Source organism: Mycobacterium paraterrae, assembly GCF_022430545.2.
Lineage (GTDB): Bacteria > Actinomycetota > Actinomycetes > Mycobacteriales > Mycobacteriaceae > Mycobacterium > Mycobacterium paraterrae.
On sequence record NZ_CP092488.2, the window covers coordinates 3229237 to 3249389 of the forward strand.

General features: G+C 65.8%; 18 protein-coding genes, 1 pseudogene and 1 riboswitch. Of the genes and pseudogenes, 5 read left to right on the forward strand and 14 right to left on the reverse strand.

Annotated elements, in window-relative coordinates; translation table 11 throughout:
- Positions 1-116: 116 nt before the first annotated feature.
- Positions 117-2357, forward strand: a complete 2241-nt coding sequence (locus MKK62_RS15570) for an NADP-dependent isocitrate dehydrogenase (protein WP_240259290.1) — start codon at positions 117-119, stop codon at positions 2355-2357.
- Positions 2358-2366: 9 nt separating this feature from the next.
- Here the strand turns inward: MKK62_RS15570 and MKK62_RS15575 are convergent, their stop codons facing one another.
- Together MKK62_RS15575 and MKK62_RS15580 are read right to left on the reverse strand one after the other, a co-directional pair.
- The gene (locus tag MKK62_RS15575) at positions 2367-3407 is read right to left on the reverse strand and encodes an LLM class F420-dependent oxidoreductase (RefSeq protein ID WP_240259282.1); all 1041 of its coding nucleotides are present in this window, start codon (positions 3405-3407) and stop codon (positions 2367-2369) included.
- Between the two features lie 20 nt (positions 3408-3427).
- Positions 3428-3844: a nuclear transport factor 2 family protein gene (locus tag MKK62_RS15580; RefSeq protein WP_240259280.1), complete on the reverse strand. Its 417-nt coding sequence runs from the start codon at positions 3842-3844 to the stop codon at positions 3428-3430.
- 118 nt (positions 3845-3962) lie between these two features.
- Here MKK62_RS15580 and MKK62_RS15585 point away from each other — a divergent pair, with 118 nt between their 5' ends.
- Positions 3963-4532, forward strand: a complete 570-nt coding sequence (locus MKK62_RS15585; protein WP_240259278.1) for a PadR family transcriptional regulator — start codon at positions 3963-3965, stop codon at positions 4530-4532.
- Here MKK62_RS15585 and MKK62_RS15590 read toward each other — a convergent pair.
- Positions 4529-5371 (reverse strand): alpha/beta fold hydrolase, encoded by an 843-nt coding sequence (locus MKK62_RS15590; protein WP_240259276.1) that lies wholly within the window; start codon positions 5369-5371, stop codon positions 4529-4531. The genes MKK62_RS15585 and MKK62_RS15590 overlap by 4 nt on opposite strands.
- Positions 5372-5444: 73 nt before the next feature.
- Between MKK62_RS15590 and trpS the strand changes: the two genes are divergently transcribed.
- Positions 5445-6464 (forward strand): tryptophan--tRNA ligase, encoded by a 1020-nt coding sequence (gene trpS / locus MKK62_RS15595; RefSeq protein WP_240259274.1) that lies wholly within the window; start codon positions 5445-5447, stop codon positions 6462-6464.
- Positions 6465-6474: 10 nt separating this feature from the next.
- Positions 6475-7521, forward strand: coding sequence for an inner membrane protein YhjD (gene yhjD, locus MKK62_RS15600; RefSeq protein WP_240259272.1), 1047 nt, complete (start codon positions 6475-6477; stop codon positions 7519-7521).
- Here the strand turns inward: yhjD and MKK62_RS15605 are convergent.
- The 8 genes from MKK62_RS15605 to MKK62_RS15640 form a co-directional block, all read right to left on the reverse strand.
- Complete coding sequence (locus tag MKK62_RS15605) at positions 7518-8390, reverse strand: DUF4436 domain-containing protein (RefSeq protein ID WP_240259263.1); 873 nt, start codon at positions 8388-8390, stop codon at positions 7518-7520. The genes yhjD and MKK62_RS15605 overlap by 4 nt on opposite strands.
- 242 nt (positions 8391-8632) lie before the next feature.
- A complete protein-coding gene (locus tag MKK62_RS15610; RefSeq protein WP_240259261.1) occupies positions 8633-8947 on the reverse strand; it encodes a DMT family transporter in 315 nt (104 codons plus the stop codon).
- A gap of 11 nt (positions 8948-8958) precedes the next feature.
- Positions 8959-9022: riboswitch (guanidine-III (ykkC-III) riboswitch) on the reverse strand.
- A gap of 15 nt (positions 9023-9037) precedes the next feature.
- Complete coding sequence (nagA, locus tag MKK62_RS15615; RefSeq protein ID WP_240259259.1) at positions 9038-10180, reverse strand: N-acetylglucosamine-6-phosphate deacetylase; 1143 nt, start codon at positions 10178-10180, stop codon at positions 9038-9040.
- The gene (locus tag MKK62_RS15620; RefSeq protein ID WP_240259245.1) at positions 10171-11574 is read right to left on the reverse strand and encodes a sugar porter family MFS transporter; all 1404 of its coding nucleotides are present in this window, start codon (positions 11572-11574) and stop codon (positions 10171-10173) included. The genes nagA and MKK62_RS15620 overlap by 10 nt, the downstream gene beginning before the upstream one ends.
- A gap of 48 nt (positions 11575-11622) precedes the next feature.
- Positions 11623-12864, reverse strand: a complete 1242-nt coding sequence (locus tag MKK62_RS15625; protein WP_240259236.1) for a D-alanyl-D-alanine carboxypeptidase family protein — start codon at positions 12862-12864, stop codon at positions 11623-11625.
- Positions 12865-12923: 59 nt separating this feature from the next.
- On the reverse strand, positions 12924-13925 hold the full coding sequence (locus MKK62_RS15630; RefSeq protein WP_240259234.1) for an SMP-30/gluconolactonase/LRE family protein: 1002 nt from the start codon (positions 13923-13925) through the stop codon (positions 12924-12926).
- Positions 13926-13985: 60 nt separating this feature from the next.
- Entirely contained in the window at positions 13986-15308 is a 1323-nt protein-coding gene (locus MKK62_RS15635) for an aspartate aminotransferase family protein (RefSeq protein WP_240259232.1), read from the reverse strand.
- Positions 15305-15955 (reverse strand): MOSC domain-containing protein, encoded by a 651-nt coding sequence (locus MKK62_RS15640; protein WP_240264127.1) that lies wholly within the window; start codon positions 15953-15955, stop codon positions 15305-15307. The genes MKK62_RS15635 and MKK62_RS15640 overlap by 4 nt, the downstream gene beginning before the upstream one ends.
- A gap of 59 nt (positions 15956-16014) precedes the next feature.
- On the opposite strand from MKK62_RS15640, the gene MKK62_RS15645 reads away from it, so the two are divergent.
- Positions 16015-16944: a sigma-70 family RNA polymerase sigma factor gene (locus tag MKK62_RS15645; protein ID WP_240259230.1), complete on the forward strand. Its 930-nt coding sequence runs from the start codon at positions 16015-16017 to the stop codon at positions 16942-16944.
- Here the strand turns inward: MKK62_RS15645 and MKK62_RS15650 are convergent.
- The 3 genes and pseudogenes from MKK62_RS15650 to sdhA form a co-directional block, all read right to left on the reverse strand.
- Positions 16886-17497 (reverse strand): annotated as a pseudogene (locus MKK62_RS15650) (carboxymuconolactone decarboxylase family protein); the annotation flags it as partial. The gene MKK62_RS15645 and the pseudogene MKK62_RS15650 overlap by 59 nt on opposite strands.
- A 68-nt stretch (positions 17498-17565) precedes the next feature.
- The gene (locus MKK62_RS15655; protein WP_240259227.1) at positions 17566-18366 is read right to left on the reverse strand and encodes a succinate dehydrogenase iron-sulfur subunit; all 801 of its coding nucleotides are present in this window, start codon (positions 18364-18366) and stop codon (positions 17566-17568) included.
- A complete protein-coding gene (gene sdhA / locus MKK62_RS15660) occupies positions 18366-20138 on the reverse strand; it encodes a succinate dehydrogenase flavoprotein subunit (protein ID WP_240259225.1) in 1773 nt (590 codons plus the stop codon). Before sdhA ends, MKK62_RS15655 begins: the two co-directional genes overlap by 1 nt.
- Positions 20139-20153 lie beyond the last annotated feature (15 nt).

Here is a 20153-nt window from a genome sequence, read left to right on the forward strand (position 1 = left end):
GGCGAACGCGTGCCAGCCGCCGGATCGAGGTCGGCGGCGGCGCAAACATGCTTGATAACGTGGCAGCAGATTCACCGCGAAGCCCGTCAGGATCTAACCGATACCGGGAGAAATACGTGAGCGCCGACCAGCCGACCATCATCTACACGCTGACCGACGAGGCGCCGCTGCTGGCGACCTATGCGTTTCTGCCGATCGTGCGGGCGTTCGCCGAGCCGGCCGGCATCACCGTCCAGACCAGCGACATCTCGGTGGCCGCGCGGATCCTGGCCGAATTCTCCGACTATCTGACCGACGAGCAGAAGGTGCCCGACAACCTGGGTGAGCTGGGTCGGCTGACCAAAGAACCTGACACCAACATCATCAAGCTGCCGAACATCAGCGCCTCGGTGCCGCAGCTGGTTGCCGCGGTCAAGGAACTACAGGGCAAGGGCTTCAAGATCCCCGACTACCCGCAGAGCCCGAAGTCCGACGAAGACAAGGAGATTCGCGACCGCTACGCCAAGTGTCTCGGTAGCGCCGTGAACCCCGTTCTGCGACAGGGTAACTCGGATCGTCGCGCCCCGAAGGCGGTCAAGGAGTACGCGCGCAAGCACCCGCACAGCATGGGGGAGTGGTCGCAGGCGTCGCGCACGCATGTCGCGACGATGAAGAAGGGGGACTTCTACCACGGCGAGAAGTCGATGACGCTGGACCGCGACCGCGAGGTCAAGATGGAGCTGAAGACCAAGAGCGGCAAGACGATTGTGCTCAAGCCGAAGGTCTCGCTGCACGACGGTGACGTCATCGACAGCATGTTCATGAGCAAGAAGGCGCTGATCGAATTCTACGAGGAGCAGATCGAAGACGCCTATAAGACCGGCGTGATGTTCTCGCTGCACGTCAAGGCGACGATGATGAAGGTTAGTCACCCCATCGTCTTCGGCCACGCCGTCAAGACCTTCTACAAGGAAGCGTTTGACAAGCACCAGGAGCTGTTCGACGAACTGGGCGTCAATGTCAACAACGGGCTGGTCGACCTGTACAACAAGATCGAGACGCTGCCCGCCTCGCTGCATGACGAGATCATCCGCGACCTGCACGCTTGCCATGAGCACCGCCCGGAGTTGGCGATGGTCGATTCGGCCAAGGGCATCAGTAACTTTCACTCGCCCAGCGACGTGATCGTCGACGCGTCGATGCCTGCCATGATCCGCGCGGGCGGCAAGATGTACGGCGCCGACGGCCGCCAGAAGGACACCAAGGCCGTCAACCCCGAGTCGACGTTCTCGCGCATCTATCAGGAGATCATCAACTTCTGCAAAACGCACGGGCAGTTCGACCCGACCACGATGGGCACCGTCCCCAACGTCGGTCTGATGGCGCAGCAAGCAGAGGAATACGGCTCGCACGACAAGACTTTCGAGATTCCCGAGGATGGCGTCGCCGACATTGTCGACCTTGAATCGGGCGAAGTGCTGCTCAGCCAGAACGTGGAGGAAGGCGACATCTGGCGGATGCCGGTCGTGACCGACGCCGCAATCCAGGACTGGATCAAGCTGGCCGTGAACCGGGCTCGTAACTCCGGCATGACCGTGGTGTTCTGGTTGGACACCGAACGGCCGCACGAAGCCGAGTTACGCAAGAAGGTCAAGGCGGCCCTGAAGGAGCTGGACACCGAAGGCCTGGACATCAACATCATGCCGCAGGTTTGGGCTATGCGGTACACGCTGGAGCGGGTGATGCGAGGTGAGGACACCATCGCCGCGACCGGAAACATCTTGCGCGACTACCTGACCGACCTGTTCCCGATCCTGGAGCTGGGCACCAGCGCCAAGATGCTGTCGATCGTGCCTTTGATGGCCGGCGGCGGCATGTATGAGACGGGAGCCGGCGGCTCGGCGCCCAAGCATGTCCACCAGCTGGTAGAGGAGAACCACCTGCGGTGGGACTCGCTCGGCGAATTCCTCGCTCTCGGAGCATGTTTCGAGGAGGTCGGGATCAAGACCGGCAACGAGCGGGCCAAGATCCTTGGCAAGACGCTCGACGCCGCGATCGGGACGCTGCTGGACAACAACAAGAGCCCGTCGCGCAAGACCGGTGAGCTCGACAACCGCGGCAGCCAGTACTACCTGGCGTTGTACTGGGCGCGGGAACTCGCCAACCAGCATGACGACGAGGAGCTGCGCCAGCACTTCGCTGCTCTGGCGGACGAATTGGGCAAGGACGAAGACGCGATCGTTTCCGAACTCAACGAGGTGCAGGGCGAAGCGGTCGACATCGGTGGCTACTACCGGCCCGACGACGAGAAGACCATCGCGGTGATGCGGCCCAGCAAGACCTTCAACGCCGCCCTGGCGGCGGCTCGCGAGGACTGACCGGCGGGGTCAGTCGACCAGCCCGCGCAGCGTGTCGATCAGCTTCACCCGCTCGTTGGCGGTTCCCGCGATCGGCACCACGTTCAGCGTCGTCACCCCGGCCTCGCGGAAAGCCGCGATCCTTTCTTTGACGAATCCGGGCGTCCCGATCAGCGATACGTCGCGCACCAGGTCGTCCGGGACCGCCTTGGCGGCCGCCTCTTTGTCGCCGGCCAGGTAGAGCTCTTGAATGCGATCGGCTTGGGCGCCGTACCCGTAGCGGGTGGCCAGCGTGTGGTAGAAGTTCTTGCCCTTGGCGCCCATGCCACCGATGTAGAGCGCCAGGTGCGGCTTGACGATTTCCCTTAGCGGCTCGACATTTTCGCCGATGGCCAGGGTCGGGCCGGCGAACACCTGCAGGTCACCCAGTGTGGGGTCGCGCTTTTCCTGACCGGCGGCCAGCGCTTTGCCCCAGACATCCTGCGCCTTCTCGGGAAGGAAGAAGATCGGCTGCCACCCCTCAGCGAGCTCGGCGGCCAGCTCTACGTTCTTGGGTCCCAGCGCGGCAATCAGGATCGGAATGCGTTCCCGCACAGGCTTATTGATCAGCTTCAAGGCCTTGCCCAGCCCGGTGCCCTGTTCGGCGGGTAACGGGATCTGATAGTGGTCGCCCTGGTACTGCAGCTTCTCGCGCCGCCAGACCGCGCGGCAGATCTCGATGACCTCGCGGGTCCGGGCGATCGGTGCGTCGTAGCGGACGCCGTGGAATCCCTCGATCACCTGCGGCCCGGAGGCGCCGAGACCGAGCACGTAACGACCGTCGGAGACGTAGTCCAGACCGGCCGCGGTCATCGCGGTCAGCGTGGGCGTACGGGTGTAGAGCTGCAGAATGCCCGATGCCAACTCGACCCGGTCGGTGCTGGCCGCCAGGTAGCCGAGCGCGCTCACCGCGTCGTAGGAATATGCCTCGGGGACAAAGACGATGTCGAGGCCGGCCCGCTCGAGGTCGGCTACCTCGGCGGCCACCTCCTTGAATCCGCCCGCATAGTTGATTCCTAGTCCGATGCGCATGCCTGGCTGCTCCTTTGCCTCTAGGCCCGGGCGAACTGGTCGGCCAGTTCGACGGCTTCCTGCTGGATCCTCGGAAATTGTGCGCCCATCGCTTCGGACAAGGCCGTCGCTCCGGAAAGCGGTCGCACCATCACCTTAAAGTCGTCGATCAGACCGTCCGCATTGACATGGATGAAGTCGCAGCCGTTGACGGTGACGCCAGGGGAGCCGACGATGCCGGTCTCGAATTCGAGCGCGTGGGTGTCGCCGTCGTGGATTTCGCGCACGTACCGGAAATTCTCGAAAACCCGCAGCACGCCGCGCAGGATCGCCGCCGTGATCGGCTTGCCGGCGTAGGGCTTGAACGCCACCGGGCTGGTGAACACGACGTCGTCGGCGAGCATGGCTTGGATGGCGGCTTCGTCGCGTTCTTCGACCGCCTTGCGGAAGGGATGCATCGGACACCTCGAATGGTCAATTAGTTGAGTAGGTGTGCTCGACATTAGGACTTGCCCGCTCGTATGTCCATAGGCGAATAATCACTTTGTTGACTAATCGTAGTTGTACGATGAGGTGATGTCGCTACGCGATGCCGTGCTGGCCGCGCTCCTCGAGGGCGAGTCGTCCGGCTATGACCTGGCCAAGGATTTCGACGCGTCGGTCGCCAACTTCTGGGCGGCCACGCCGCAGCAGCTGTACCGCGAACTCGAGCGTCTCGCCGAGCAGGGGCTGATCCAGGCCCGCGTCGTCGAGCAGGAGCGGCGGCCCAACAAGCGGATGTTCTCGCTGACCGACGCGGGTCACGAGGCGATCCGCGAGTTCACCGCCCGGCCGCCCAAGCCGTCGGCAATCCGCGACGAACTGCTGATCAAGGTCTCGGCGTTCGACGTCGGAGACGCGGCTGCCGTGCACGACCTGATTGCCGATCGCCGCGAGCGGGCGGAGGCGAAAGTCCAACGCTACGAACGCCTTCGGACCCGGATTCTGGACGGTCGCAGTGAAGAGGAATTTCTGGCGACTGCGCCGCGGGTGGGGCCGTATCTGACGTTGCTGCGCGGAATCTCCTACGAAGAAGAGAACGTCCGCTGGGCCGACCGTGCGCTGACGATCGTGGAGCAGCGCGCGCGTGCCGGGTCGGTCGGCTAGCTGGCCGACGGATCCACCGCGTGTGGGCGCTGGATGTGCTCGCTCAGGAAGTCGTTGATCACTGCGGTGACCCGCGCCGGCGCCTCGAACATCGGGATGTGCCCGACGCCGTCGAGTTCGGTGATGCGGGTGCCCTCCGGGAGCTGGGCCCGGAAGTAGCGGTGCGAGCGCGGCCCGGGGAATACCCGGTCCCTCTGGCACAGCACCAGGTGCGCCGGCACGGCGGTCTGGGCCAGCTCGAGCAGCCCGGGGTTCCACAGTGATTTGACCAGCAGCTGAAAGTAGGCCGGGCAGTGCGCGACGTCGTCGACGATCGCGGCGAGTTGCTCGTCGGTGACGCCGTCGGGGCGCCCGCTGATCGGCAGCGTCGCCAGCCCGCGGGTGCCGGGCAGCCGCAGAGCCTTGGGACCCAGGAAACGGGCGAACGCCCAGAACGGCATTCCCGCCACGAACTTGGCGATCACCTCGAACTTGGCCGGGGTCCAGCGGGTCCACCCGCCAGCGGGCGCGATGCCGGTGACCGTGCGGGCCCGCCCGCGTCGCTCCAATTCGAATGCCACCCAGCCGCCCAGCGAATTGCCGACAATATGCGCGGTGTCCCAACCCAATTGGTCGAGCTGCCGCTCGACGTGGTCGGCCAGCACCGCGGAGCTCAAGAACCAGGTGCCGGACTTGGGGCCGCCGTTGTGGCCCGCCATCGTCGGGGCGAAGACCTCGTAGTCGCCGGTGTCGGCCAACTGCTGGGCGACGTCGTTCCAGACCACCTGAGAGATCAGGAATGGATGGAGCAGCAGGACCGGTTCGCCGGCACCGAGGTGGATGGGCGCGCGGTTGATCATGCAGCCGACATTAAAGCCGATACCTGCGGTACTGCAAGAAGCGCCGGTGCGGGGCGTGAAAAGATTGGGCATCATGAGCAGCACCTCTGGAACCAGCCGGGTCTTCTCCGGTGTACAGCCCACCTCCGACTCGCTCCACCTCGGAAATGCGCTGGGTGCCGTCACGCAGTGGGCGCAATTGCAGGAAGACCATGACGCGTTCTTCTGCGTCGTCGACCTGCACGCGATCACGGTCCCGCAGGATCCCGACGTGCTACGCCGCCGGACTTTGGTCACCGCCGCGCAGTATCTGGCGCTCGGCATCGACCCGGCCCGCAGCACGATCTTCGTGCAGAGTCACGTGCCTGCCCATTCGCAGCTCGCCTGGGTGCTCGGCTGCTTCACCGGATTCGGCCAGGCCTCCCGGATGACGCAGTTCAAGGACAAGTCGGCGCGCCAAGGCAGCGATGCGACCACGGTCGGCCTGTTCACCTACCCGGTATTGCAGGCCGCCGATGTGTTGGCCTACGACGCCGAGCTGGTGCCGGTCGGCGAGGATCAGCGTCAGCACCTCGAGCTGGCCCGCGACATCGCACAGCGGTTCAACGCGCGCTACCCGGACACGTTCGTGGTTCCCGAGGTGCTGATTCCGAAGGCCACCGCGAAAATCTACGACCTGCAAGACCCGTCGTCGAAGATGAGCAAATCAGCGGCCACCGATGCGGGCTTGATCAGCCTGCTCGACCCTCCGGCGTTGTCCGCCAAGAAGATTCGCTCTGCGGTGACCGATAGCGAGCGTGAAGTCCGATTCGACCCCGAGGCCAAGGCCGGGGTCTCGAATCTGCTGAGCATCCAGTCCGCGGTCACCGGCGTGGAAGTCGCCACGCTCGTCGACGGATACTCCGGACGTGGTTACGGGGACCTGAAGAAGGACACCGCGGACGCCGTGGTCGAATTCGTCACCCCGATCAAGGAGCGTGTCGACGAGTTGCTGGCCGACCCCGCGGAACTGGAAGGCGTGCTCGCGGCGGGGGCCGCGCGCGCCGAAGACGTGGCTAGCAAGACCGTAGACCGGGTATACGACCGGTTAGGCTTTCTACCCAGACGTCCGTAGCGAGTAGGTCATGAGCGAACCCGCCAAACCAGGCATTCTCGATCGACTGCGGACGCGGTACGGGTGGCTCGATCACGCGATTCGGGCCAACGACTGGTTCGACGAATGCCAGGGCAACTTTTTCGCGGCCGGGCTGACCTACTACACGATCTTCGCGTTGTTCCCTTTGCTGATGGTCGGTTTCAGCGCCGCCGGTTTCCTGCTGTTCCAGCACCCGGAAATGCTGGATGCGATCGACAAGAAGGTCCGGCACTCGGTGCCCGGCGTGCTGGGGCAGCAGATGCTCGACCTGATGAATTCGGCGATTCAGGCGCGGACCTCGGTCGGGGTCATCGGTCTCGCCGTGGCGGTGTGGGTTGGTCTGAGCTGGATGGGCAACCTCCGGGTCGCTCTGACGGAACTGTGGCGGCAGAGCGACGGCTCGAAAGGCTTCCTGCGCACCAAAGTTTCCGATTTCGGCGCGATGGTGTCGTCGTTCGTGGCGATCTTCGCGACGCTGGCGCTCAGCGCGCTGGCCGGTGCGGCTCCGATGGCCCGGCTGTTGCGCCTCATCGGCGTGCACGACGTGCCGATACTGGACGTCGTGCTGCGCGCGGCGTCCCTGCTGGTGTCTTTCCTGTTGTCTTGGTTGGTATTCGGGTGGATGATCGCCCGACTCCCGCGTTATCCGGTCAACTTTCGTACGTCGGTTCGGGCGGCGTTGGTCGCGGCGGTGGGCTTCGAACTGTTCAAGCTGTTCGCCACGTTCTACCTGAGGTCGGTGCTCCGCAGCCCGGCCGGCGCCACGTTCGGCCCGGTGTTGGGCCTGATGGTGTTTGCGAATGTCACCGCGCGGCTGCTGCTCTACGCGACGGCCTGGGCGGCGACGTCGGACGGTCATCCGCTCGACGACCACGACGAGCCGCCGCCGGCTGCAGAGCCGGAGGTCGTGGTGAACGTTCCCCAGCTGCCACCGGGCGATCTACTCAGGGCGCGCCAGCTGGCGATGGCTGTTCTCGTGGGGGCCGTTGGTGCGCTTAGCCTTTCGTGGCTGACCCGCCGCGAACGGGTCGACTAGTTCGTCGGCGGTGTCGCGGGCTCGGGCTTGAGGTGGCGCCACCAGCAATCGATGTAGATCAGCATGGCCATCCCGAGCGCCACGATCACCCACAGCACGACCGCAACGTCGACCCAGGCTCCGAACGGTGGCGCGCCGGGAAGCGCGTTGCGAAGCGGGATCACGGCGAATAGCATCGCCGCCAGCCAAGTTGTCATCGGCGGCTGGAACTTTCGACGATTCCGAGCGGTCTGGATCGCGACCACCAGGGCAAGCACCGCAAGGGTGACGAGCACCGCCACGACGACGACGGCGATGACCGCGTGGCTCAGCGACCGGCGCACCGTCAGTCGGTACGCACGCTGTCCGGGAATCTGGCTGGAGCTGACGATGAGTCCCGGGACGTGATCGATGAACGTCACCGGTATGAGTTCAGTCTGGTTGGAACCGTTGCCGTCGTGAATGATCTGCACCTCGATGGGGCCCGAATGATATTGGTCGAAAGGCCAGCGTTCGAGGTGTCCCGCGAGAGTCAGCGGCACCGGAAAGACGCCGGGCAGTGTCCCTTTGGCGAACTCGCGGCGGTTGGGCTGTGCCGCGGATCTGATGGCGAGGATGAGATCCTGGTTGAGGCGGTGGGTCTGTGGATCGAGGTACGCCGCTCCGGGAGTGACCGCCAGGTTGGCCACGACCGCGCTATTGGTTGGCTGCATCTCTTCGGCGGTGAACGTGGCGATCGTCTGATCGGCTGTGTCAGAACTGTCGGAGAGGTTGTTGGCCGATGCGCTCTGCACGGTGTCGGCGAACAGGACGATCAAGCCCGCGTACGTGGCAACGATGAAAACGACAACGCTGACGACGCCGAATTTCACCAGCGTTGATCGCTGCATGACTCGCCCCCCGACATCAGCACGGTCTCCGCGAGCAGCTGGCTGCCGAACTGCTCCTTGCGCAAGAATCTAGTGCACGTGCCGCGCGTATGCGCCTTTTCGGATCAGCGGCGCGTTTAACAATGCCATGCGCGGTATGCGCTCGGTGCCGATGGCCGGCGCTGCGACGCGGTGTGCAAAGCCTTGCTGTTCAAATGCCAAGTGGAGCAACGGTTGTGGTTCTCCTCGGCGTCAGGCGCCGACTAACCCACTACCTTCAGCCCCGCGATGCAGCCGACCACCCCGGCGATCAGCACCAGCTTGGCCGGCGAGGCCGTCTCCTCGCCGGTCAGCATCGCGTAGCCGACCGTGAGCACCGCGCCGATGCCGACCCAGACCGCGTAGCTGGTTCCGGTCGGCAGGGTACGCATCGCGACCGCGAGCCCGGTCATCGAAAACAGCAGTGCCACCGCAAAAATGAGCGAAGGGATCAGTCGGGAGAAGCCTACGGAGCGGTCCAGCGCCGTTGCCCACACCGCTTCGAGAATGCCCGACGCCACCAAGATCAGCCAGGCCATCGCACGCCTTTCCCGCGCCGTCTTGTCGCTGGCCGGGTACGGTGCGCCTCGTCCGGTATCAGATGCTGACCCCGTCGACGGTAGCAAAGGCTAGTTGTCCGCGAGCCAACTGCCCTTGGCCATGACTGCGCTGACGCGCCAATCAGGTTGCAGGACGACGAGATTAGCGTCGTTGCCCACGCGCAGGCAACCGACCCGGCGCAAGCCGAGCGTCCGCGCGGGAGTCGTCGAGGTCAGCTGTACCGCCGCGAGCAACGCGGCGTCCCGGTCGGAACCGAAGCCGGCCGCCATGCCGAAGAGCCGATCCATGGTCGCGGTGCTGCCGGCGATCGTCGAGGTGCCGCGCACCCGCGCGACGCCGTCGACGACATCGACCGGCACTGCCCCCAATTGATATTCGCCGTCCGCAGCGCCGGCCGCAGCGGTGGCGTCGGTGACGAGCGCGACGTGGTCGGCTCCGGCCGCCTGGACCGTTGCGTGCACGACGGCCGGATGGACGTGAACGCCGTCGGCGATCAGCTCCACGGTGACTCGCGGATCCTCGAGCAACGCGAGTGCGGGTCCCGGTTCGCGGTGATGCAGCGGCCGCATCGCGTTGAACAGGTGCGTGCCCACCGTGGCGCCCAGGTCGATGGCGCGGCGGGTCTGTTCGTAGGTCGCGTCCGTATGGCCCAGCGCCACAACCACTCCGGCGTCGACCAGCTGCTCGATCGCGTCATCGCTGCCGGGGCGCTCGGGAGCCAGGGTGACCATCCGGATGGTCCCGTCGGCCGCGGCCAGCAGCGCGTCGATCTCGGCGGATGTGGCGTCACGCATTTGGGCTCGATCGTGCGCTCCGCACTGGCCGGTGCTGAGCCAGGGCCCCTCGAGATGAATGCCGGCGACGAGGCCCGCGCGCGTCGCGTTGGCGAGCCGTCGCACTCCGGCCAGCAGATCGGTTGGGGCCGCCGTCACCAGGCTGGCCAGCGTCGTCGTGGTGCCGTGCTCGCGGTGAAAGTTGACCGCGCCCATGATCTCTGAGACGTCGCCGGTGATGTAGGAGGCGCCGCCGCCGCCGTGTACGTGAATGTCGACGAAGCCGGGCACGATGGTCGCGTCGGGCCAGTCGACGTCGGGCACCCCCGGCGCCGGGCCGGCGCCGCACCCCACGATCTCAATGTCCGCGGTATGCACCCAGCCCGGCCGGCAGACACCCTGCTCGAGTACGACCGACCCGGCCGCGATCAGCGGCATGCCGGTACATCTGGTGCCGCCACGGGAGTTTCGTCGGGCCAACGGCCGTGGTTCTCCCAGAAGTGGCGGATCTCTTCGAGCTGTCGTCCTTTGGTCTCTGGTGCGAACCGATGGATGAGGAAGAATCCGGTAACGGCGAGCAGGCCCAGAATCGTGAACATCCACGCGCCCCCGAGACTGTTCAGCATGGTCAAAAACGTCGACTCGATCAGCGCGTTGGCCGTCAGGTTGGCGGTGAGCATGGCGCTCGAGCCCAGCGACCGCAGGTGGGCCGGGAAGCTTTCACCGGCGTAGACCCAGACCAGCGCGCCGAAGCCGAAGGTGAACCCCATGGTGAAGGTGACCAGCCCGACATAGCCGAGGCCGGACACCGCCGTGGATTTGGCGGCGAACACGCCGACCATGATGGCGTCGCCGACGATCATGGCGGCGATGCCGGACAGCAGAATGGGCCGGCGTCCGATCCGGTCGACCAGCAGCAGCGAGGCCACCACTGCGGCCAGCGACGCCAGCTGGATCAGCGCGGGCAAGACGAGCAGCGAGAAGTTGCCCTCGAAACCCATGGCCTGGAACAGCAGCGGGCTGTAGTAGATGATGCCGTTGATCCCGCTCAGCTCGGCGAAGAATCCGATCCCGACGACGAATGCGGTGGCACGCAGGTACGGCATGCGCAGCATCTCCAGGATGGATCCGCCGCGTTCTTCGCGCATCGCGTCGGCAATCTCCGCAAGCTCCTGCTCGACGTCGCGGTTGGGTTCGATCCGGAGCAACGACTTGCGGGCATCGTCGATCCGGTTCTTGAACAGATACCAGCGCGCGGTGTCGGGCATGTTGGCCAGCAGCGGCAGGACCAGCAGCGCCGGTACGGCGGCCAGCCCGAGCATCCAGCGCCAGCTGCCCGAATCCGCCAGCGCGAACGCCGACAGGTAGCCGCCGATAATGCCGAGGATCGTCGCCACCTGGTACGTGACCAGCAGTGAACCGCGCAACCGCGCGGGCGCCGATTCCGCGATGTAGACCGGCGTTACGGTGGCGGACAGCCCGATCGTCATCCCCAGCAGCATCCGTGCGGTCATCAGCCACGGCATGGACGCCGCGGCGGCACCTAGTAGCGAAAACACCGCGTAACCGCCCGCCACCAGCATCATCGACCGTTTGCGCCCGATCGCGTTGGCCATGAATCCGCCGCTGAGTGCACCGCAGATTTCGCCGATCACCACCATCGTCGTCAGGAGCTCCTGCTTGCGGACGGTGAGGCTGAAATCGTTGGTGATGAACATCAGCGCGCCGGCGATGTTGGACAAGTCGTAGCCGCAGATCACGCCCAGCGCCGCCGCCGTGACGGCGATCAGCAATCGCCGCCGGGTTCGCAGTGATTGGCCGATGCGGCTCACAATCTCCCCTCCGGAGTGGGTCGCCCCGGGGTTTCCCACGCCGCTGCTCTAGTGCTGGGGCCGTCGGTTCATCGAACGCGCGACCATGATCAAGCCGAACACGACGACCGTACCGATCACCGCGACACCGACCCTAATCGGCAGCGCATCCGCACTGGGTATCAGCGCGGCTGCGTTGGCGGCGGGCCCGTTGCCGTTGTCGCCCGATGCTGCGGGCTTCGGCGCGGCGAGCGCGGGATCGGGTTCGATGAGCGTTCCGACCCGTGTGCCTGGCGCGGTCGCGAACCCGTAGTCGAGCAGATGGGCGGCCTGCTGCCAGGGCGCGATCGGCTGACGGGTGCCGTGCAGCAACACCGCCATCAGGCGTCGCCCGTCACGGTTCGCGGCGCCGACAAAGGTCTGCCCGGCGTCGTCGGTGTAGCCGGTCTTGCCGCCGAGCGCTCCCGGGTAGTGGTACAGCAGTTGGTTGTCGTTCTCCAGCACGTAGCCGGGGCTGTCGCCGTGGCCGGGAAAGTCGAACTTCTCGGTGTGCACGATGTCGGCGAAAGTCGGGTTCTCCCAGGCGAATCGATAGAACAGCCCGATGTCGTAGGCCGAGGTGCTCATGCCGGGGCCGTCCAGGCCCGACGGGGTGGCGGCGCGGGTGTCTTTGCCGCCCAGTTTTGCGGCCAGCGCGTTGATCTTGTCCACCGCGACCGGCATGCCGCCCAATTGCATGGACAGCGCGTGCGCGGCGTCGTTACCGGAGTGCATGAGCAGCCCGTGCAGCAACTGATTGACGGTGTAGGTGCCGCCCGGCGCGACGCCCACCTTGGTGCCTTCGGCCGCGGCATCCTCAGGCGTGCCGTCGACGGCCTTGTTGATGTTGAGCTCACGCAGCGACGCCATCGCGACGAGCACCTTGATGATGCTCGCGGGGCGGTGCCGGCCGTGCGGGTCGCGAGCCGCGACGATGGCGCCGCTGTCCAGGTCGGCCACCACCCAGGCCTCGGCCGAGATGTCGCCGGGTACCGGCGGGGTATCCGCCGCCGTGACCACCCCGCAGCCTCCGAGCGCGTTACCGCCGATCGGCGACGGCGGCACCGGCAGCGGCAGCGGCGGCTCGCCGGCCTGCGGGACCTCCGACGAATCGACCGCGGCCGGGGTTGCCACCTTGTACGGGCACAGGTCGTGGACTGGCCCTTGCCCGGGGCTGGGCTCCGCGAACGCTGCCGGCATGCCGAGCAGCGCCGGGGTGCTCAGCATGAAACCCGCCGCTGCCAGGCACGATGCAGTTCTGAAGATCGCCATTATGGGTGCAGACTAGGCGATCGCCGGCCCGATTCCCGGGAGCCGCGCTGTGACTGTTGTTACGGATGTGGCAAATCGAGGTAGGCGATTCCCGGGCCGCCGATGCGGCCCAACCAGAGTCGTCCCGGTGTTTCCACCACCCCTGTGGCCAGTCCGAAGTCGGGATGCTGGCTGTGCAGCTGAACGACGACGTGCCCGTCGTCGGGATCGAACCCGACCACCCACACCGTCGGCTTCGGGTCGGGAAGCCAGCTGTAGGGCAGAAGCTTCCACATCCCGCGGCGAATGATCGGGGCGCGCGGGGCAAGCCATTCGCTGAGCGCATTGCGGTCCGACACCAGGGCCACCCAGATCCTGCCGTCCAGACCGGTCGAGATGTTGTCGGGATAGCCCGGTAACTCGGTGACCAACGGGGTGACCGTTCCGGTGCGGTCGCCGGTGAGCCAGAACTTCGACACCCGACATCCGGCGCTCTCGGCGAACACCACTGCCGACTCGTCGGCGGTCAGCGTGACACCGTTGGCGAAGTGCAGGTCGCCGACCAGCTCGGTGACCGTCCCGTCGACATCACGCCGGAACAGCGCGCCGGTCGGCCGTGCTTCGACGATCGAGGCCTTGTAGTACTCGTAGTAGAAGCGGCTCGTCGACTCGGTGAAAAATATTGTGCCATCCGATGATTCGACGACGTTCGAGCAGAACGTGAGCTTGCGGCCGCCGACCTCGGCGACCAGCGTTTCCAGCGCGCCGCTGACCGGGTCATAGCGCAGCAGTCCGCGGTGGCTGTCGCAGATCAGCAGACGACCGTCGCGGGTGACGGCCAGGCCCAGCGGTCGCCCACCGGTGCTGACGACCACATGCGCCGAGCTGCCGTCAGGGCTGATCCGGACGATGCGTCCGTCCTCGACACCGGTCCAGATGTTGCCCGCGGCGTCGGCGACGACGTCTTCGGCGGCGGTGCCCGGAACGTCCACGATGTGCAGCGCCGCAGTGAGATTCGGTTCGGGCAGCGGTCTCGAGGCAGGCGGCTGCCAGCGGATCGGATCGATGGGCGGCTTAGTCATCTGCGCCACTCCTCCTCATGGGCGCCGCTCATGCGGCGTCGGTTCGGGTCGCTGGCGCGCTCACAGGGCGTCCTTCAACACGGTTCGCAGGGTTGCCTCGATGGTGTCGAACTCGGGTTGCCCGCTGATCAGCGGCGGGGCGATGACGACCACGGGGTCGCCGCGGTCATCGGTGCGGCAGTACAGGCCTGCCGCGAATAGCGAAGAGGCGATGTGTGGCAACAGCTTTGCGGCCTCGTCCCGAGTAAACGTTTCGCGGGTGACCTGATTTTTGACCAGCTCGATCGAGTAGAAGAAGCCCTCGCCCCGGACGTCACCGACGATCGGCAGGTCGTACAGCCGCTCCAGTGTTGCGCGCAGCGCCGGAGCCTGACGCTTGACGTGGGCGTTGAGGCCTTCTCTTTCGAAGATGTCGAGATTGGCCAGCGCGACCGCCGCCGAGACTGGATGGCCGCCGAACGTGTAGCCGTGCGGGAACACCGTCGAGCCGTCGTCGAAGGGTTCGAACAGCCGGTCGCTGGCGATCATGGCGCCGATCGGCGAATACCCGGACGTCAATCCCTTGGCGCAGGTGATGATGTCAGGCTGATAGCCGAACTCGGTGCAGGCGAACATCGATCCGATCCGGCCCCAGGCGCAGATCACCTCGTCGGACACCAGCAGCACGTCGTAGTGGTCGCAGATCTCGCGGACTCGTTCGAAATAGCCGGGTGGCGGCGGGATCGAGCCGCCCGCGTTCTGCACCGGTTCGAGGAAAACCGCCGCGACAGTGTCGGGCCCTTCGAACTCGATGGCCTCGGCGATGCGATCGGCGGCCCACTGCCCAAAAGCCTTGGCGTCGGACCGCATCCACTCCGGGGCGCGGTAGAAATTGGTATTCGGCACCCGGAATCCGCCCGGGGTGAGCGGCTCGAACGGCGTCTTGTAGGCGGGCAGGCCGGTGATCGCCAGCGCGCCCTGCGGTGTGCCGTGATAGGCAACCGCACGCGAAATGACTTTGTATTTGCCCGGTTTGCCGCTGAGCTTGAAATATTGTTTGGCGAGTTTCCAGGCCGACTCGACCGCCTCGCCGCCGCCGCTGGTGAAGAAGACCCGGTTCAGGTCGCCCGGCGCGTATCCGGCGATCCGGTCGGCCAATTCGATCGCCGGCGGGGTGGCGTATCCCCACAGCGGAAAGTAGGCCAGCGTGCCGGCCTGCCGGGCGGCGGCCTCGGCCAGCTCGGCGCGGCCGTGTCCGACCTGCACCACGAATAGACCGGACAGCCCGTCGAGATAACTCCGGCCGGCGTCGTCGTAGATGGTTACGCCGTCGCCGCGGGTGATGACCGGCGGCGCGATGTCGGGCCCGTGCTTGGCGAAATGCAGCCAGAGGTGATCACTCATGTAACGCGTTCACGCGCAAATCTTTTCAGCTCGGCGGACAAGGCATCGGCCTGAAGCAGCGCGGGAGCCAGGCCCGGATCTTTCATCCTGGCGGTGAACGCCAGACCGATGGTGACGTCATGGTCGGGGCGGTGCTCGACTGAGATCGCGTCACCGGCGCGGACGGAGCCCGGGGACAGCACGCGGAAGTATGCGCCGGGCGCACCCCCCTCGGTGAATGTCTTGATCCAGCGGGGCCGGTCCAGGAACGACGCGAACGTTCGGCACGGTGTACGCGGGGCGGTGACTTCCAGCAGCAGCGTGCCGGATCCAATGCGCCATCGTTCGCCGATCCGGGTCTGGGTCAGGTCGACGCCCACGGTGGTGAGATTTTCACCGAACATCCCGTTGTCGAGCGTGACGCCGAGTTGCGCTTCCCAGTTGTCGAGATCCTCGCGGGCATAGGCGTAGACGGCTTGGTCGGGTCCGCCGTGCAGCTTGGGATTGCCGATGGTGTCGCCGATCAAGCCGCTGGCATCATGCTGCGTATGGCCCGGCACACGGACCAGGACGGCGTCGTCGACGGGCTGTTTGTCGATGCCGGTCACCGGCGACAGCGCACGAGGATCGGGATTGGCGCGCGCTCGCGCCACATTGACCGACAACACATGCACTCGCCCACAATAGCGGCGACGACCGTCCGGCGATCCAGCGTTACGCTCGCCCTATGGCCTCCGCCCAGGTCAACGAATTCGAAGCAGCGCGGCCTCACCTCATGTCGGTCGCCTATCGCCTCACCGGTAGCGTCGCCGACGCCGAAGACATCGTGCAGGATGCATGGCTGCGCTGGGACGCGCACGACGATGAAATCGCCGATCCGCGTGCCTGGTTGACGACGGTCGTGAGTCGGCTCGGTCTGGACCGCCTGCGGTCGGCGGCCCACCGCAGGGAAAGCTATCTGGGTGAGTGGTTGCCGGAGCCCGTGGTGACGGGGTTCGACGGCGACGATCCGTTGTCGGTGGTGGTTGCGAACGAGGACGCGCGGTTCGCGGCGATGGTTGTGCTCGAACGGCTGTCGCCTGATCAGCGGGTGGCATTCGTCCTGCACGACGGGTTCGCGGTGCCGTTCGCCGAGATCGCCGAGGTGTTGGGCACGACGGCGGCAGCCGCTCGTCAGCTGGCGTCGCGGGCCCGTCGGGCGGTGAGCGCCGATCCGCCGCCGAAACCCGATCCTGCGCACAACGAGGTCGTGGGCAGGCTGATGGCGGCGATCACCTCCGGGGACCTGGCGGCCACTGTCGCCCTGCTGCATCCGGACGTGACGTTCACCGGTGATTCGAACAGGATGGCACCGACCGCAGCCCGGGTGATCCACGGACCGGACAAGGTCGCACGGTTCCTATTCGGGCTCGCGAAGCGTTACGGGCCTGCCTTCATGACGTCGAGTCAGCTGGCCTTGGTCAACGGCGAACTCGGTGCCTACACCGCCGGCTCGTCCGGCGGCGACGAGTATCAGGCGATCACGCCGCGCATCACCGCGATGACAGTGCGCGACGGAAAGGTCAGCGCTCTTTGGGATATCGCGAATCCGGAGAAGTTCACCGGCTCGCCGCTGGCGAATCCGCCCACGGGACCCGGCACGCATCGCCGGAGTTGAAGCCCTGCTCGGTGATGCCCAGCGCGGAATTCATTCTGGCGCGCATGTTTTCGACGCCGATCTGGTAGGTCAACTCGATCACTCCGCCGTCGCCGAAGCGCGCGCGTAGATCCGCGACCTGTTCGTCGGTGACGGTGTGTGGATCGACGGTGATCGCGTCGGCGTAGGCGACCGCGGCGCGCTCGTCGTCGGTGAAACGCGGCGAGTTCGCGTAATTGTCGATGTCCTCGAGGCGTTCGACGTCGAGCCCCTCGAGGCGCTGCAGCATTGCGCCGAAGTCGACACACCAGGAGCATCCGACAGTGCGTGCCGTCCAGAACACCGCCACGTCACGGACATTCGAGGGCAGCTTGCGGGACGCAGACTGCAACATGCCCTCATGCACGGCGTTGGCGACCAGCAGCCGAGGGTGGTGCGCTACCACGGCGAACGGCTCGGGGACCTCGCCGAAGCGTCGTTTGGCGTACCGGTACATTGCGCGCACCAGCCAATTGGTGCGTTTCGGGGGCAGGGACTCGATACGGGTTTTCTGTGTCATGCCAGTCAGACGAGACAGCGTGCGGATGTGTGACGGGCTGCCTCGTCAACTGCCAACACTCACCCTGCTGGGCGCGCGAGGCGTCAGCGAGCGAACATCAGTGCGCGCTTGACCTCTTGGATTGCCTTGGTCACCTCGATGCCGCGCGGACAGGCGTCGGTGCAGTTGAACGTGGTACGGCAACGCCAGACGCCGTCGACCTCGTTGAGGATGTCGAGCCGCTCGGCGGCCCCCTCGTCCCGGCTGTCGAAGATGAACCGATGCGCGTTGACGATGGCCGCCGGGCCGAAGTAGCTGCCCTCGTTCCAGAACACCGGGCAACTGGTGGTGCACGCCGCGCACAGGATGCACTTGGTGGTGTCGTCGTAGCGGGCGCGGTCGGTCTGGCTTTGGATCCGTTCCCGGGTCGGGGGATTGCCGCTGGTGATCAAGTACGGCTTGACCGCGCGGTAAGCATCGAAGAACGGTTCCATGTCGACGACCAAGTCCTTTTCCACCGGCAGCCCGCGGATCGGCTCGATCGTGATCGTGATGTCCTTCTTGGGCTTGCTGGGCAACAAGTCTCGCATCAGCAGCTTGCAGGCCAGCCGGTTGACACCGTTGATCCGCATCGCATCGGACCCGCACACCCCGTGTGCGCATGAGCGCCGAAAGGTCAGCGTCCCGTCGAGGTAGCTTTTGACGTAGATCAGTAGGTTGAGCACTCGGTCGGTCGGCAGGCATGGCACCCGGAAGCTCTGCCACCCGCCGGAATCGGCGTATTGCTCGGGATTTTCCGGGTTGTACCGGGCGATCCGCAGCGTGACCATTACGGAGCCGTCAGGGGCCGCGGGCAGGGGAGGGCTAAGCGGGTCGCCCGCGGGGGCATCCACGACGTCAGTCATCAGTACTTGCGCTCCTTGGGCTCGTATCGGGTCTGCACCACCGGCTTGAAGTCCAGCCGGATGTCGCTGAGCAGCTTGGTGCGTTGCGTGTCGGATCCGACGTCCTTGTACGCCATGGTGTGGCGCATGTAGTTGACGTCGTCGCGGTTCGGATAGTCCTCGCGAGCGTGGCCGCCGCGAGATTCCTTGCGGTTCAGGGCCCCAACCACGGTGACTTCGGCCAGCTCCAGCAGGAAGCCGAGTTCGATGGCTTCCAGAAGGTCGCTGTTGAAGCGCTTGCCCTTGTCGTGCACCGAGATTCGCGAGTACCGCTCCTTGAGCGCGTGGATGTCGGTCAGCGCCTGCTTGAGGGTCTCCTCGGTGCGGAACACCGCTGCGTTGTTGTCCATCGTCTGCTGCAGCGCACCGCGGATATCGGCGACCCGCTCGTTGCCGTGCTCGGACAGAATGTCGCCCACCCAGCCGACCACCATCGTCGCCGGATTCGGCGGCATCTCCACGAAGTCGTGCCCCTTGGCGTAGGCGGCAGCGGCGATGCCGGCCCGTCGACCGAAGACATTGATGTCCAACAACGAATTGGTGCCGAGTCGATTGGCGCCGTGCACCGAGACACACGCGCATTCACCGGCCGCGTACAGGCCCGGCACCGTGTTGGTGTTGTCCCGCAGCACCTGACCGGTGACGGTGGTCGGGATGCCACCCATCACGTAGTGACACGTCGGGTAGACCGGCACCAGTTCCTTCACCGGGTCGACGCCGAGATAGGTGCGGGCGAATTCGGTGATGTCGGGCAGTTTGGCGTTGAGCACTTCCTCGCCGAGATGGCGGACGTCGATGTAGACGTAGTCCTTGTGCGGACCGGCGCCACGGCCTTCCAGCACCTCGCGGACCATCGAGCGGGCGACGATGTCGCGCGGAGCCAGGTCGACGATCGTCGGCGCGTAGCGCTCCATGAATCGCTCGCCTTCGCCGTTGAGCAAGCGGCCGCCCTCACCGCGCACGGCCTCGGAGATCAAGATGCCCAGCCCGGCCAGACCGGTCGGATGGAACTGGTGAAATTCCATGTCTTCCAAGGGAAGTCCCTTGCGGAACACGATGCCGATCCCGTCGCCGGTCAGCGTGTGCGCATTCGACGTGGTCTTGTACATCCGACCGGAGCCGCCGGTGGCGAGTACGACAGCCTTGGCGTGGAAGACGTGAATGTCGCCGGTGGCCAATTCATAGGCGACGACGCCGGTGGCCACCGGACCGTTCGAGGTCTCGCTGAGTACCAGGTCGAGAGCATAGAACTCGTTGAAGAACTCGACGTCGTGCTTGACGCAGTTTTGGTACAGCGTCTGCAGGATCATGTGGCCGGTACGGTCTGCGGCGTAACAGGATCTCCGCACCGGCGCCTTGCCGTGGTCGCGGGTGTGTCCGCCGAAGCGGCGCTGGTCGATGCGGCCTTCGGGGGTGCGATTGAACGGCATCCCCATTTTCTCCAGGTCGAGCACCGCGTCGATCGCTTCTTTGCACATCACCTCGACCGCGTCCTGGTCGGCGAGATAGTCGCCGCCCTTGACGGTGTCGAAGGTGTGCCATTCCCAGTTGTCGTCCTCGACGTTGGCCAGCGCCGCGCACATGCCGCCCTGGGCAGCGCCGGTGTGGCTGCGCGTCGGGTAGAGCTTCGTCAAAACCGCTGTGCGCACTCGTGGTCCGGCCTCGACAGCCGCCCGCATTCCGGCGCCGCCGGCGCCGACGATCACCACGTCGTATCGGTGTTCGCTAATCACGTGTAGTTCGCCTCA

What these genes read in the sequence shown, in the direction of transcription:
- MKK62_RS15575 (WP_240259282.1), bottom strand. Translation starts at nt 3,407, where the DNA reads ATGCGCATCGGACTAGGAATCAACTATGCGGGCGGATTCAAGGAGGTG.
- MKK62_RS15580 (WP_240259280.1), bottom strand. Translation starts at nt 3,844, where the DNA reads ATGCATCCCTTCCGCAAGGCGGTCGAAGAACGCGACGAAGCCGCCATC.
- MKK62_RS15585 (WP_240259278.1), top strand. Translation starts at nt 3,963, where the DNA reads ATGTCGCTACGCGATGCCGTGCTGGCCGCGCTCCTCGAGGGCGAGTCG.
- MKK62_RS15590 (WP_240259276.1), bottom strand. Translation starts at nt 5,371, where the DNA reads ATGATCAACCGCGCGCCCATCCACCTCGGTGCCGGCGAACCGGTCCTG.
- trpS (WP_240259274.1), top strand. Translation starts at nt 5,445, where the DNA reads ATGAGCAGCACCTCTGGAACCAGCCGGGTCTTCTCCGGTGTACAGCCC.
- yhjD (WP_240259272.1), top strand. Translation starts at nt 6,475, where the DNA reads ATGAGCGAACCCGCCAAACCAGGCATTCTCGATCGACTGCGGACGCGG.
- MKK62_RS15605 (WP_240259263.1), bottom strand. Translation starts at nt 8,390, where the DNA reads ATGCAGCGATCAACGCTGGTGAAATTCGGCGTCGTCAGCGTTGTCGTT.
- MKK62_RS15610 (WP_240259261.1), bottom strand. Translation starts at nt 8,947, where the DNA reads ATGGCCTGGCTGATCTTGGTGGCGTCGGGCATTCTCGAAGCGGTGTGG.
- nagA (WP_240259259.1), bottom strand. Translation starts at nt 10,180, where the DNA reads ATGCCGCTGATCGCGGCCGGGTCGGTCGTACTCGAGCAGGGTGTCTGC.
- MKK62_RS15625 (WP_240259236.1), bottom strand. Translation starts at nt 12,864, where the DNA reads ATGGCGATCTTCAGAACTGCATCGTGCCTGGCAGCGGCGGGTTTCATG.
- MKK62_RS15630 (WP_240259234.1), bottom strand. Translation starts at nt 13,925, where the DNA reads ATGACTAAGCCGCCCATCGATCCGATCCGCTGGCAGCCGCCTGCCTCG.
- MKK62_RS15635 (WP_240259232.1), bottom strand. Translation starts at nt 15,308, where the DNA reads ATGAGTGATCACCTCTGGCTGCATTTCGCCAAGCACGGGCCCGACATC.
- MKK62_RS15645 (WP_240259230.1), top strand. Translation starts at nt 16,015, where the DNA reads ATGGCCTCCGCCCAGGTCAACGAATTCGAAGCAGCGCGGCCTCACCTC.
- MKK62_RS15655 (WP_240259227.1), bottom strand. Translation starts at nt 18,366, where the DNA reads ATGACTGACGTCGTGGATGCCCCCGCGGGCGACCCGCTTAGCCCTCCC.